Here is a 13,323-nt window from a genome sequence, read left to right as displayed (position 1 = left end):
TTTTTGATCATTGGATGATCGAGGCCTGCTTCCGGGATAGATTGAATCGAGTATCGGCGCGCCGCGGCTGTCCGGTCAATGGTGGCAAAGCGTTGTTCCGCTTTTGGATTCCGGGGACTGTTTCATGGGTCTCAGGCTCCTCTCTCCTGCATGGCGCACCGGACTACCCGACACCCTGCGCTATGGATCACTGCTCTGCAATATTGCGCCCAAAACTGAGTTGTGAGGCACGTCGCGCTGGTTGAACGCGGAGGCTAGGCCTGCCAGGTCGCCGCGGCCCTCTTCAAATTCTGCTCTTCCAAGAAACATGCATGGCAGCGGCACTGAAGCTCAACGGCAGGTCAACTTCGAGCTGCACCCAACAGAGCTGATCATTGCGGGCGTTGTGTGGACGATTGACCTTGACACGTTCTACACTTGATAGCCCATCATCATGGGGCCTCCTCCTCCGCCGTCATGAGACTCGCATCAATTTGGAGTGACCATGGCCAAGAAAAAGCGTGGAAAGCGTGAATCACAACGCTGGTATCAGTGGCACAAAGCTAAGGCTGGCGAAACGGCTGTGCGGGCGTCCTCTGAAGTGGCAAACATCTCCGCCGAAGTCAGCGAACTTGAGCAGAGACTCAAAACGCTGCGCATGAGGTCCGGGCTTTTCTCGGGTTTGCGCATCCTTCTGTTCGGCCGCAACGAGAATGACAGGGAGCTAAAACGCGTTGAAACTTTGCTTTACGAGGCTCAATGGCGCTTGAACGATGCTACCCGTCGTGCGTATGCTGCCGGAGCTTATTCCTACGGAGTTGACTGGGCCGCGAGAAACCCTGAGAAGGCGCGCTTCTAGTTTAGATCGGTGGAAGCAAGTTGAGCGCCATCAGCATGATCTGAGCCCAGTGCGTTCGCACGCTGCACAATTCGCTGCCGGCCTCTTGATCCAACCCCAAATCGCAGCTGAGGCTCAACATGATGAGATAAGCTGATGATCTCATTTCACTGGGTCGAGAGACCCCGGATTATCAAAGCCAGAGGCGCCAATGGAGCTGGGCGGCCGACGACGGAGAAAATTGATCCTGCAGTTTCCACCGGCTGAGGGCGCCGGACTTGGCTGCGCCGAAGCACGCGACCCATAATCGCCGGGCATTCAGGAGCGCCTCGGCAGGATTTCCGAGAAGAACAAGATGATTGAGTGCTGCCAAAGGTACATAGACTGGATACACAAAGCCGAGTGGGTGATCGCTGGCGAGTCCAAGGACACGAAGACCGATCAATTCTCTCAGCGACTGCCAAGCCTCGCGACGGACCTCCACTTCGAATGCGTTCTTCGGTTCTCGCCGTGCTTAGGCTTGCCTCGCCCCATGTCGTTTGGCTGGATGAGAGCCTGGGATCAAGAAAGCCACAGACATTTTTGGTTCAAGGTTTCGGATGCTCGACAGACCACCGATCAGTCGAGTGAAGCAGCTGAACGTTCCAGGCGTTGGACGAACGTGAAGTTCGTCCTTGGTCTGTCCAAACACACCAACTCCAAGTTTTTCTTGCTTCGGCCGTCTCTGACTTGGGACTCCGACGCTCTACCAGTCACCACCTGGCGAGTCCAGGAGCTAGTCAGTTGTGGCACGCGGCTCGGGACGCGAAGTGACACTGACGATGCGCGCTCCATAAACATCCAGATTGAGAAAGCCATCAATCAGCGCCTCTCAAATCGAGCCGCGTTGGATATTCCCTCCCCCCTGTCAGATCTTCTCGGCAACGTTCCGTGCGCCGACTTGCGAAGGCTCTTTCTCACGCGGTGCTTCATGAATTTCAGCGGCTTCAAGCTCACCGATCTAGATGGGGTATGTGAATTCCCCGCCGGGCTTGCAGTCGTCGAGTTCAAGCGCAAGGACATGACCTCAGGCAATGATGCGTGGGAACACATTCGAATCAGCAAAAATCAATCAATAATCAAGCAGTACAAGAAGCTGTGGGAGAAACTGCCGCAGGAGGCGAATTCGCGGGACGACGTCAGGAACGCGTTCAGGAGTGACTCAGATTGGCGCCGGCTTCCCGGCCGCGGGATTGGTCTGGATGGCTCACACTTAACGACCGTACGGCTCTGCAATGAGGCGGGCATCAAATACCACTACGTTGTCTGGCTCCATGGCAAAACGCAGCCTCAAGATCTCCTAGATGAACATCTGCAGGCCAGGCACGCTCAAACGCTGCTGCTGCTCACTGTGAACGGAGACGACGACTTCGACCGGACCACTTTCACAAACGCTGACGATTCGGGCGCATGGGACAAGAACGTCCGCTATCAACTGGTGATTCCGGAAGGCAGATTTGAGCGCCTGGAGCTGCCCCTGTTTCCCGAGTCGGCTGGAACGTGAGGAGCGGCGCCATCGCTGGCTGACCCCCACGGCGGAGTCCGCCTCCGCCAAACCGGTCCTGACTTCCCCGTCCCCGGGGGTTTAAGCGCCAAAACCCTCGTTGAACCCCCGGTTAAAGGTCATGCCCTTGAAGTGGGCGCCGACGAGGAGGGCTGGAGATGAGCAAGGAGACGGAGTTCGAGCATTTCGCAGAGAGTCTCGATGACATCCGCGGGATGCTAAGCGCACTTGCGTCGGAGGCAAAAAGCAAGGACCCCAAGTCGACTGGCAGATCCTTCACCTGCACTTGTGGCGCAGCTGGAGGCACTCCCGGCGCTTGAGCGGTCCGAGCCTTACCTCTAGCTGACCACCTCCATGTGACTATGACCGCCGCATGAACGGCCCGAGTGCCTACAACCGCTGCGTGGCCACCAAACTCGAGATCCTGCACCGCGCTAAGCTGGAAGCGCGAAGGCGCGTTGGTGACCCAACCCGAGAAATCAACGGACTGAGCCACTTCGACAGCAGCGTGACGGCTCGCACTTCCACTGTCGGCCGGGCCGCTCGAAAGGCTCTCCCCGAGTTCTCAAATGACTCACCTCAGTGCCAGTTTGAAGCTGGACTCTGAAAGGTCGATGTCCATGACTTTGTCGTAGAGCTGGCTAAGTCCCTTCTTCAGATTTCCCATTCTCCATTGGCTGCGCCGCCTTGCAGGCTGACCTTCCACAAACTTGGAGCCAGGGTCAAGAAAGATCACCCCGTCGCTTATCGCATTTAACAGACGACGCGCAGACGATTTCCGGCACCAGCTCACTTTGGGTTTGAACTTCACCTCGTAGACGAAGCCTTGTGCCCACTGAACTTCATCATCATTGTCGCGTCGCTCTGCGGGTATGTAGACAGCCTCGTTGTGTTTTGCCCCCCAGTTGTTCATGAGCCGACCAAGGCTCCAACCGGCAGCAACCTGACCAGAAGTATCCTCCAATATCACCTCGATCGAGTCGATGTCGACAATCGGTTCCCCAGACCTTGTGTACTCAAACCGCTTCCGCTGGCCATCACTTCCCAAGATCCACTCTTTTCCTTTCGCGCCAGATTTCAGACGGTATTCAACAATTCTGAGAGTGAGACCCGTACTCGAGTTCTTCCTATTGCACTTGTGCTGCCCCCCCGACAATCGGTACTCACCATCCGTCTTTTGACTTCCATACTTCTTCATGAATGTTTTGAAGCTCTCGGCATAGATGCCGAAGTCAGGCTCTGCAGTCATCAGGGAAACTTTTGACTTTGTATGAGTCTTTAGCTCAATACCCATTAAATCGCCGCTTTTGTCAGCGTTTGACACAATCCCAAGAGCGTGTTCAAGCGTGTATCCGCAGACCTGTGTCCCTGAAAATGGGACCGTCTTGCCAACAGCCTTTAGTCGGCATCCTGGCAACCATCTACCCATCACAGCAGCGAGCTGCACCCCAACGCCAACGCTCACCGAGTGCTCTACTTCAAGCAGCTTCGTAGCGCGTGCGGCGCCCAAAGGCGGTAGCCTTCGTACTTCTTGCAACAGGGCCGGCGTCGGATCCAGGACAACAAGCGCTAAGCATGCGCCGTCTGGCCTCCTTCCCAGAATGAGGAGTCGCTTCCTACTTGAGTCTGATTTCACAAACTCTCGAGAAAGAGAATTGGGAAACTCTCGGCCACTAGTGCACAAAGCCGAGAGTCGCACCTCCGGGTATTGCGGGTAGTAGATAGCCTTGACGCTATCGACCGCGACTAACGTCAAGTCTGCCTTGACCCAATAAAAGTGTTTGAACTTCGCCTCCCTGATCCTCTCGCCACTGGCTTTCCTCTTCCGACTTTCGCTGGCGTTTCTTGTTGCTATTTCCAGTTCGAATAGTTGGTTCAGCGAGTCGTAGTCTCGAGACAGTCGAATTTGATTCTTTTCATTTGCATTTGGTGTTAGCTCCTTTATCGCTGCTGCATCTACATTCAGCACGGTCAGTTTTTCGCGAATTGAATTCAGATTGCCTGCGATGTGCTCGAAGCCAATTCTTTTCTTTCTAGTATCCAAAACCCCTCCGTAAGTTCATCAACATCTAGCAAGCGAGGGATCCCCTCGGTTTTGACCACCAACCAGCGGCCATCAAATGCCGCGAAGGACAGCCAAAGACCCCAGTAGCGTACCGCAGAGCTATTGCTTAAGCGGAAAGGCCGGTTTGGCGGCCGGGGCAGCAGTGATTCCATAGCGACACTAGCGAAAGTACGCACTGGGCCCTGGCCATCGTTGAGCTTAGACTCCGGAGAATTGGAGGACAAGAGTTGGTCAAGTACTTTGCTGTGACTAAGGAAAGCTTGGCCCGTCTTCGGGCGTTGCAGCTCACTTGGGAGCCGCTGCAGACGTCAATAGACGGTTGGCATGAGGAGGTATCCGGGTATCCAGACCGCATAAAGGAGCCGGCCCGGCACTTGCGTGCGACGTTGGCTTATGGGATCGACATTGATGGGAATTTTCCCTATTTTGAGGATGACGAACAGAACCTCGCGTCCCTCGCACCCGACGATCGCACATGGAAATGCAGGTTCTTCAAATCACCGACGAATCTTCCGCTCTGGGCTAGCGAGGGAGACGGACTGACCGGGTACTGCATCGAATTTGACCAGGAAAAACTTCAAGCTGCAGAGGGGATGTCATTTGAGATCTATGAAGTCTCCTATGCGGATAGGCCACCTCTTTGGGACAGGTTCCTGCATCTGCTCCTGGAACAACAGGAACAGTGCTGCCGAGAGCAGATTTGTGACTTTCCGGAGGATGAACGTCAGGCGATCCAAGATCATGGAGAAGAGTGCCTCGGCGATCTTGACGCCATGCGCCAAGACATGATCGCAACACGACCCCGGCACTTTCAACATGAAGAGGAGATTCGACTCGTAGGAAGCACCCGCGCCACAACAGTCGAGCCGCCGCTGCTCAGCTATCCGGCCGCAGCAGTGAAATCCGTGATCATCGGGGAGAGGATGCCTCGGGAAAAGCGAAGGGAACTCCAAAAAGCACTTGCCGTTGCGGGAATAGCTGTCCCGGTCTATCGGGCAGTGAGGGTGCGCGATGCGTACGCCATCGATCTAATCGCAGATGACTTAGCAGCCGCCCTTTGACTATTCCTCTAGCCGGAGCCTGGGATCAGCGGCGGACGCGATCGATCTCCCGGCTGACCGGCGGCGCTGCGCGCACCTGACGGGGGACGGACTACTTCTTAGAGGCCGTGAAGTCCTCCAACTTCGCCCCATTCGCAAGAGCTTCCCTCAGCCAATTGGGCCGCTTTCCTCGCCCTCCCCACGTGTTCCCATTGGAATCGGCATAGGCCACGCTGTTTCCGTTCCGCTTGACGGAAGTGCGCCCCGCTCTGGACTTGCGACTGGGGGTCGCAGCCTTCCTGGCGCGGGCAGAAATAAGGCCTAGCTCGGCCGCCGTAATTCCATATGCGGCGATGGCCTCTTTCATCCGTGCAATGACGCCTTTGCGCTCTTTGGCTTTCAGCGCATCTGCCTCCCGCTGGAGTTCCACAATTTGCTTTTGAAGTTCAAGATAAGTTGCCATGGACTCTCCCATTCAATGGCTGCCATTAGACCACCACTTGTCCGACGCAGCAGCCCATCAATTCGGCTCTGACCGATCGAATGCGTTAAGCGCCAATTCTTGTCCCTTGCCGGCAGAGGCGTTCTAGTCGGCATCATTTCGACCTTTTGGCCGATGCAAGCGCATCGAGGCAACGGTTGGGACGCGGGGCCAGCCTCGTGGAGCGCGTCATCCGCGAGTATGGGCGGCTCATAGACAAGCGTCCTTGGCGGCCGCGCATCTTCTCCAATTGCATGAGAAACGGCGCCCCATTCACAGTTCTTCTCCAACGGGCTTCAGGCGCACTCGATGCGTCTGTTCGCTAGCTGCCGTCAAAGGATCCTTGGCTTCGGTACATCACATCCCATACGTCCATATATACGTCGTGGCGGGCACGGTTCTTCACTGCCCCCTTGAAGTTGGGCCAGTCTAGCTTCATGGCCTGGTCGTATAGCGCCTGCGCAACCAGAGTCCGCGAAACCTTGGCCCGGTATCTGTAGTCGGTCCCCCTGTTCTCCTCCACTTTCGCGTTGGGGAACACCGCCTCGATGTCGCCCTTGATCCGGGCTCGCACAGTTAGTGTGTCCGTGTCGTCCGGCTTACAAACTACGCTTAGAAAGCTACGGGGAAGAAAAATCCACATTGTTGTACTTGCCTGTACTTGTCAGCCCATTTGGAAGGACGAAATCGCCACCAATATGAGCTTGTCATTCGAATTGGCCGCCATTTGTGGAAGCAACGGTCGCGGTACCAAGTGCACAGCCTGCGTCTCCCAACCCATGTCCGCCGGATTACCACCAACACGCCGCGCAGCGAAGTAGCGTGTGTGCGTTGTCGAGCGCGGCACATCGCACAAAAATCCGGTAAGTTCGACCTTGAGCCCGGTTTCTTCAGCCGCTTCCTTGATGGCTGACGCCTTCATCGACAGGCCTTGTTCTACCCGTCCTTTGGGAAATGTGTTCGTGTAACCGCCAAAGCCGTTGGACGGCGAGACCATCCAAACCCTACCGTCCGTCTCGAGAATCACCGCGCCCGCGGCCGGATGTTTTCCCTGAGGAACGTTAAATGGGGGCTCCGAAAAAGGGTTCGATGCAGCCAGTGCCTCCCAGCCGAGGGAACTGGCCGGCTGATCCTGCCAGCTGGTGATCTGCAGGCCTGAAACAGCAACTGGCATTGGCCCGCCCGGGGTCACGGTGGCGGTCGTCCCATGATCGCTCCATGCGGTCATGCTTGACGGCTGGGACGGTTCATGAAGGAAAACCAGCTGGCCCTCGTCGTCTCTCTTTGGGTGTACCTGTGTCTTCAAGACTCCTACTCCATCACGAATTCGTCCAAGTGCTCGCCCCGGTATTCTCACAGCTGAAACAGAGTATGGCCGCCAGGCAAGACGTCAGCCCACCGGCTGGGCAACAACGCCGAGCATTTCTAGTGCAGCAGCGACCTGCGTCTCAAGCTCGGCGACCCATGCAGTTGGGGGAAGGTCGACGCCCAGATCAATCCAGTCCACTCGAAGGCACGCGCCTGTTGGGCTTTTTCCAAGGCGCAGAAAGTTGTATGTGGGGCGATCAACCCCCTCCAGCTTTGAGCTGAATGGGTACCAGAGTCCAACGTGTAGGCTGGCGTATGCCTGCGAGTAGGTGTGGAGCTGATAAACGTCGCTCTGCTGAATGCCACGCCGCCGGCCTTTGCCGTCAAGTTGCTTCCACTTCGTGTCTGCGAGACAGACGACCTCTGATGCTCGAAGCACAGTGAAGTCAGGCTTCATGAGAAACGCCGGGGTTTGCTCTTGGTCTGTTGCGAGATAGAGCTGTGGAGCTTCTTGCCTGAGGCGGAGACCTGCCGGCAGCACTTTTCTCAGCAGCCTCCCGACGAATGCCTGGAAGAGCAAGTTCATCTCGAAGACAAGCGCGAATCCCCTAGTATTGCCGCTACGGAGTCCGGGAGAGTCACTCCCCAAGATCCATCGCGCAATCATGAGGGAGGGCCCAAAGTGGGCAGTGAGACGATTCACTTCTAGCTTCTGAAGCGCCGCCGCTCGCCGGTCCAGGTGCCCCACGTCCGTGAACACTGCGAGAAGCGAAGCGACGTCCCGCGAGAGCTCTTTGCTCAAGGGCAGTCGGCTGGCCACAGCAAGCGCTGCCTTAAGAATCCGGTTCAAGCGGTTGTCGACTGTCAGGTCGTCGAATTGGCAGTCAAAGCGTGCGTCCACCATGAAAGTGCGCAAGGCGTCACGTTCCGGCCGCCATTTGCCTCGGATGGTCGGGATAAGTTCGGAAATCTCGACGTACTGGCGGAGTATCCCGCGATGGAGCTGCTCAAAGAGCTCATCGCAAAACCACCGGACTACCCATTGCAGGAGCGTGTGCCGCTGCTGATCCAGCTTCGCCTGTTCGAGCCGCTGCAAAGGGAAGTCGTGCGCGACAGCTAACATTCGCAGCAGCGTGCCGCGGTCATACGCATCGTCCTCTGCTATCTTGGGCAGCACTTCAATGGTCAAACCGCCGGCCTGAACGACTCCACACCAGTTCGCAAAGACAAGCCGCCGGTGCCCCCTCAGCGCAATCGGCTTCCCTGCATCTCGGCAGATTCGCAGGATGGTCTCCGCCTCTGCCGCCGTGATCTGAGAGGCTCCGGGCACCTCGCCGATGGCGATGTGTCCATACTCCCTCACCACGATCACTCTGCCACGATCCATGGCTACGCTTCTGCAGCAGCCAGGTCAGCCTCTGAGATGCCCTCATAGAGGTCTCGAAAATCCTGAGCAGAAAGACTGCTGATATCGGCAGTCCGGTACAGGACTATTTCTTCGCCGTTCTCAGTCACCTCCGACTTCGGGCCAAATAGCTTCTGGATATCGGGGGCGGCTCGGATGACGAACTTTGACGTCCCGTCTTTCGCACTCAGAATCGCCGCGATGCCCGTCCAATCCTCATAAAAGTGCTCCTGCAGAAGCGGCACGATTCGATCTCTGAATACCGCCCGCAGGCCTTCGAAGTCGGCGATCGGGGTGAAGTAAGCATGGCCTATGGCGGCGTCGCGTCCGCGGAGAACGCAAAGCCGCGCATTGATGACGCGCATGAGTCTGCGAAGGTCGATGTTGTCGCCACCGTCATCAGCCTCAATCCGACCATCGCCGTTTTGCCCGGCGATAGCGGACGCTGTCGGGCCGATCTCACGGAAAATGAATCGTCTGCGAAGGGCGATATCGACCAGCGCAATCGACCGATCGGACGTGTTCATCGTCCCGTAGATGTCGAGGTTTGAGGGCACTCCGAAGGGATCTCTTGAATATGGCAAGCGCACCTCGACTCCTCCGATGCGGCGACCACTTTCGTCAAACTGAAGCCGTTTGTCCGGCTCGATGAGCGTGATGAGCTCGCCGAAAACCTTTGCAATGTTTCCGCGATTGATCTCATCGATCACAAGCGCATAGCGGTTGACAGGATCATCTTTCGCCCGCTCGCAGATCCGCTTGAGCGGTCCGTCTTGCGGCCTTACCTCCAGCCGACCACCTCCCGTTAGGCTCGCATCCTCACTCCGCACCTGAACTGGTCGGAAGCCCTCGATGAAGTCTTCGTAAGAGAGACTAGGATGAAAGGTGACCAATTCGTAGCGCCGACCGTCCGGCTCGTCGGTATAGACGGGCAGGATGGACTGAAGAAGAGTCCACGTCTTGCCCGTGCCAGGTGGCCCGTAGAAGATGACATTCCTCGGCCCTGGACCAAAGCTGGCCGCCAGTTCATCGGTCACACTCTCGCCGCCCAGCACTCCAAGGTTTGGCTGATCGACGTCTTGAAAGACCCACGACACAACCTGCGGATACTTGTCGTCATCAATTCTGCTGATCGTATTCCGGTAGGTGTAGTGGTAGATCACCTTCGGCGTGAATCCGGATTCCCAATCGACCTTCAGATTGCGCCCGTCCTCCGCGTTTTCAGTGACGACTCCCCTCGCCTTGATCAGCATGCAGGAGACAGGCTTACCGCCGTTTGGGAATGGCAGCCCGTTCTTTTGCACGTATGCGCTCTTTATGGCAATGCGATCACCTGCTCGGACAGACTTGACCTGCTCTAACATCCGGTCCCTGTAGCCGTTTTCCCACCGGCCTTCACTGACGAACGCATCCGTCATGTCGGTGCCGTCCCAATAAGCGCCAACCAGCCAATGTGACGGCGTCTCTGCGAGGCTCATTGTGTTCACGGGTGTCGTTGTGGTGACGGTCTCCTGCTCCTCACCCGTTTGCCAGAGTGACTTCACGGGATCTAGATAGAAGTCGATCGGATGCCCGAACTTCTTTTCGAGCTCAGCGCGAATCCGTGCCAGCTCCTTGTCCACAGTGGCGGCGGACGACAGATCCGGATTGAGCCCCAGAGTGGGTGCGATGGAATTCACGACGTCCTTCTTCTGCTGCGTCGAGCTAATCCGTTCGTACCGATCTGGCTGTAGCAGATACAGGAAGACGTGCCGGAACTGCCGGTTCTGCGCGTTGAGAGCCGGCCCACCAGGTAGCTTTGCGATCAGTTGAAGCGAATCCAGCCAACCCTCAAAGTCAGCGCCAGGCTGCATGAGAGTTTCGCGTTCCCCTCGGGGAAGGTTCACCAGTTCGAGCAGGAAAAGGATCGCGTACGAGAACTCAATCCAGAACCCGGTACTGTAGAAAGCGCCAGTACTTCCAATCCCGGTCAGCACTGGTGTCTGAAGGGCCCAATGGCTCGCGGGCAATTTAATCGCCCCGATGTCTGCGATCGTCTGAAGATTCGCCAGTTTGCCTTTGGGCGACATGGTCTTTCTGGGGAACAGGTACATGAGCCATGCGATCTCAGTAGCCAAAAGCGGGATCTCCGGCTTGGCACCTTCCAGTTGGTTGCCCAGCTTCTTCAGGAACCCGTCCTTACCGAAATCCGGATGATCAATGAACAGGTCTTTGAGGATCCCGAAATTTGCAGGAGTCCACAGCTCACCGTCCTGCAGAAGAGCCTGCTGTTCGACGATGCATCGCACCTTCCAGCGGTCCACGGCGTCAAGAATCGGCTCGATCTGCAGGTCGGTGTATCGGCTCATATTGCCCTCTCCTCTCTCTCAGCTGTGTACAAGAACTCAGCGCCCGTAGTTCAGAATCACACGATCGTCGTCACAAAGCTCCGCCCGAAGCTCGCAACCAGCATTGCTCATGGCCTCTTGGAGCTCCAGGAACCGGGCTTTGGGAAACACGCCGACCTTGATTCCGTACTCTGTTCGGATCTCAGAGGACTTGAGCTCGAGTGGCAAACGAGATCCGAAGCAGGTGTAGCTCTCTTCGGCGCATTGGGTGGCGGGAAACTCCGGGGTACTAAAGATGTAGGCATGCTCTAGCGCCTCTCCCATGGAATCCGAGCGCACTAGCTTCACCTCGTCGTTCTCCAAGAAGCTCTCGACATAAGCGGCAATCTCCGCTCCGACTAAGTCCAAGAACTCACCCCACGTCCCTGCTTCATCCTTTGCGCTCTCAAACCTGGTCAGGAGCCAGTAGTACTGCTCGGCGAGGATGAAGCCACCTGTGGTGTCGCGCCACCACAGAAAAACAAATCGAGTTGGCGGCTTGATGAACGGTTGGATCATGTTTCTTCAAGTGAGCTCGCCCAAGTAGGGAGGGTGACGCCTCGATTGAGGTAGCTTACGGATCATCGCCAGAAGCTTGGCCAGCATTTCGGGGTCTCGTGTCTGGCATTCCCAAACAATGTCACACCGCCACCCCATGCTCGCCAAGCGAGCGACAACTCGTTCGTCTCTGCCGATGTTCGCCGCAAACTTGGCTTCCCAGAATACAAAGTTGCTTTTCGGGACGTAAGCCAGTCGACAGCCCTCATGGCGGTGCCAGAAGCACCCGTGCACGAATAGAACCAGGCCACGGCTTGGAAACACTAAGTCCGGACAGCCGGGGAGTTCCCTCACGTGCAGCTTGTACCTCAGCCCCGCCGCATGCAGGTATCGGCGGACTCGGAGCTCAGGCTCTGTGTCCCGACTCCGAATGCGAGACATATTGCGGCTGCGCTCCAGCCGCGAGAGGCGATCCGTCATCAGGCAGCGCGCACCCGCTTCCGCTCTGACTCCTTCTTCAGCTCCAGTATTCCAGGCTTCATGATTCGCGCAATCTCAGCGATCACTGGCACGACGACAGAGTTTCCGAACTGCTTGTAGGCTGGTGTATCCGCAACCGGAATCTCGAAACGTCTGCCTGGTGCGTCAAAGCCCATGAGCCGAGCGCATTCACGTGGAGTAAGGCGCCGAGGATTCTTGCGCTTGCCCTGACTGACCAGGATCTCCGATCCATCCTTGTAGTAGCGAGCAGATAACGTCCGCGCCGTGTCGTCCTTGCCTACCAGTCCAAAGCCGAATCCGTTACCTTGCTCTTGGTGCTTCTTAGCGTAGCCCTGCAAGTAATTCCAGAGCTTGGGGCTGAGTGTGTACTTCGCGTTCACCTTCGCCATGGGCCCAGTTGTGTAAGGATCTTCAGCGGTTTCAGTACCGTCCTCCGGGTGAAGTATGTCGCGCATCACCTTTTCATCTGGAGCCGGCGCATTGAACGCGTCCCAGCTGAAGCCGACATCGCGCCGGAAACCCACGATGTAGAACCTCTCGCGGTGCTGGGGAACAAACCCTTTTGCGTCCTTCACTTCGGGGTAGATCTCATAATTGAGCTCCTCCCTGAGAACCTTCTCGATCACGCGGAAGGTATTGCCCTTGTCATGCCCTCGAAGGTTCTTCACGTTCTCGAGCAGGAACGCGGCGGGCCGTCGCTTTTCCAGAATGTTTGCGATGTCAAAAAACAGGGTTCCCTGTGCCTCACAGGCAAAGCCATGTGCCCGTCCGAGCGAGTTCTTTTTGCTTACGCCGGCAATAGAAAACGGCTGGCAAGGAAACCCTGCCACTAGCACGTCGAAGTGTTCGGGTAGGAGGTCCCAGCCGCCAGGCTTCTGAGTCAATTCGTGGATGTCGCCTACGATGGGGTGATCATCGTGTGGATTGTTCATCCTGTATGTGCGTTGAGCGGAAGAGTCCCACTCGGAGGTGAAAACGCACTCTCCGCCTACCTGCTCGAAGCCGCGTCGCGTGCCACCGATGCCCGCAAAAAGGTCGATGAAGGTGAAATCCCCAGGCGGCCTCTTTTCCTTCTCACCCCTGAGCATGAAAAGTATGGCTAGGCGGAACGCAGGCTCAAGACGGCCGCTCTTCTCCCAACGTGAAAGCGTCTTAACGTCGCGCCCAAGCCTCAGTGCAAGTTCGGCCCTTCCATAGCGTGCGGAAGCCTCCGCGAGAAGAACGCTATCAGGTGCTTGGATGTCCATACTGTTTTTTCTCACAGGGGGAAGATTTTGCGACATTATGACCATTTGGGAA

The 13,323-nt window shown here is 56.8% G+C and carries 11 protein-coding genes; 3 read left to right on the top strand and 8 right to left on the bottom strand.

Annotated features, from left to right (window positions below; all coding sequences use genetic code 11):
• Positions 1 to 484 precede the first annotated feature (484 nt).
• Positions 485 to 838 (top strand): hypothetical protein, encoded by a 354-nt coding sequence (locus tag UC35_RS23645; RefSeq protein ID WP_145979470.1) that lies wholly within the window; start codon positions 485 to 487, stop codon positions 836 to 838.
• Between the two features lie 640 nt (positions 839 to 1,478).
• Positions 1,479 to 2,360 carry a hypothetical protein gene (locus tag UC35_RS14880; RefSeq protein WP_145979469.1) on the top strand — a complete coding sequence of 294 codons (882 nt, stop codon included), beginning with the start codon at positions 1,479 to 1,481 and terminating at the stop codon, positions 2,358 to 2,360.
• Between the two features lie 574 nt (positions 2,361 to 2,934).
• On the opposite strand, the gene UC35_RS23640 is transcribed toward UC35_RS14880, so the two are convergent.
• Entirely contained in the window at positions 2,935 to 4,404 is a 1,470-nt protein-coding gene (locus UC35_RS23640) for an MvaI/BcnI family restriction endonuclease (protein WP_145979468.1), read from the bottom strand.
• A gap of 248 nt (positions 4,405 to 4,652) precedes the next feature.
• Between UC35_RS23640 and UC35_RS23635 the strand changes: the two genes are divergently transcribed.
• On the top strand, positions 4,653 to 5,486 hold the full coding sequence (locus UC35_RS23635; protein WP_145979467.1) for a DUF2971 domain-containing protein: 834 nt from the start codon (positions 4,653 to 4,655) through the stop codon (positions 5,484 to 5,486).
• 91 nt (positions 5,487 to 5,577) lie between these two features.
• On the opposite strand, the gene UC35_RS23160 is transcribed toward UC35_RS23635, so the two are convergent.
• The 7 genes from UC35_RS23160 to dcm all read right to left on the bottom strand — a co-directional run bounded on the left by UC35_RS23160 (position 5,578) and on the right by dcm (position 13,271).
• Complete coding sequence (locus tag UC35_RS23160) at positions 5,578 to 5,928, bottom strand: H-NS family nucleoid-associated regulatory protein (protein WP_082793583.1); 351 nt, start codon at positions 5,926 to 5,928, stop codon at positions 5,578 to 5,580.
• Positions 5,929 to 6,610: 682 nt separating this feature from the next.
• Positions 6,611 to 7,174 (bottom strand): NUDIX hydrolase, encoded by a 564-nt coding sequence (locus UC35_RS23155; protein WP_082793582.1) that lies wholly within the window; start codon positions 7,172 to 7,174, stop codon positions 6,611 to 6,613.
• Between the two features lie 162 nt (positions 7,175 to 7,336).
• Positions 7,337 to 8,641 (bottom strand): McrC family protein, encoded by a 1,305-nt coding sequence (locus tag UC35_RS14860; RefSeq protein WP_061501002.1) that lies wholly within the window; start codon positions 8,639 to 8,641, stop codon positions 7,337 to 7,339.
• 2 nt (positions 8,642 to 8,643) lie between these two features.
• A complete protein-coding gene (locus UC35_RS14855; RefSeq protein ID WP_061501000.1) occupies positions 8,644 to 11,007 on the bottom strand; it encodes an McrB family protein in 2,364 nt (787 codons plus the stop codon).
• A gap of 36 nt (positions 11,008 to 11,043) precedes the next feature.
• A complete protein-coding gene (locus UC35_RS14850; RefSeq protein WP_061500998.1) occupies positions 11,044 to 11,544 on the bottom strand; it encodes a hypothetical protein in 501 nt (166 codons plus the stop codon).
• A 6-nt stretch (positions 11,545 to 11,550) separates the two neighbouring features.
• The gene (locus UC35_RS23150) at positions 11,551 to 12,003 is read right to left on the bottom strand and encodes a very short patch repair endonuclease (RefSeq protein WP_082793239.1); all 453 of its coding nucleotides are present in this window, start codon (positions 12,001 to 12,003) and stop codon (positions 11,551 to 11,553) included.
• Complete coding sequence (gene dcm, locus UC35_RS14845) at positions 12,003 to 13,271, bottom strand: DNA (cytosine-5-)-methyltransferase (RefSeq protein WP_061500996.1); 1,269 nt, start codon at positions 13,269 to 13,271, stop codon at positions 12,003 to 12,005. The genes UC35_RS23150 and dcm overlap by 1 nt, the downstream gene beginning before the upstream one ends.
• Between the last annotated feature and the right edge of the window lie 52 nt (positions 13,272 to 13,323).

This window comes from Ramlibacter tataouinensis, assembly GCF_001580455.1.
Classification (GTDB): Bacteria; Pseudomonadota; Gammaproteobacteria; order Burkholderiales; family Burkholderiaceae_C; genus Ramlibacter; species Ramlibacter tataouinensis_B.
This window is presented reverse-complemented; position numbering and strand designations above follow the sequence as displayed.

Coding starts and splice junctions, on each gene's coding strand:
- UC35_RS23645 (WP_145979470.1), top strand. CDS start 485: ATGGCCAAGAAAAAGCGTGGAAAGCGTGAATCACAACGCTGGTATCAG.
- UC35_RS23160 (WP_082793583.1), bottom strand. CDS start 5,928: ATGGCAACTTATCTTGAACTTCAAAAGCAAATTGTGGAACTCCAGCGG.
- UC35_RS23155 (WP_082793582.1), bottom strand. CDS start 7,174: ATGACCGCATGGAGCGATCATGGGACGACCGCCACCGTGACCCCGGGC.
- UC35_RS14860 (WP_061501002.1), bottom strand. CDS start 8,641: ATGGATCGTGGCAGAGTGATCGTGGTGAGGGAGTATGGACACATCGCC.
- UC35_RS14855 (WP_061501000.1), bottom strand. CDS start 11,007: ATGAGCCGATACACCGACCTGCAGATCGAGCCGATTCTTGACGCCGTG.
- UC35_RS14850 (WP_061500998.1), bottom strand. CDS start 11,544: ATGATCCAACCGTTCATCAAGCCGCCAACTCGATTTGTTTTTCTGTGG.
- UC35_RS23150 (WP_082793239.1), bottom strand. CDS start 12,003: ATGACGGATCGCCTCTCGCGGCTGGAGCGCAGCCGCAATATGTCTCGC.
- dcm (WP_061500996.1), bottom strand. CDS start 13,271: ATGGACATCCAAGCACCTGATAGCGTTCTTCTCGCGGAGGCTTCCGCA.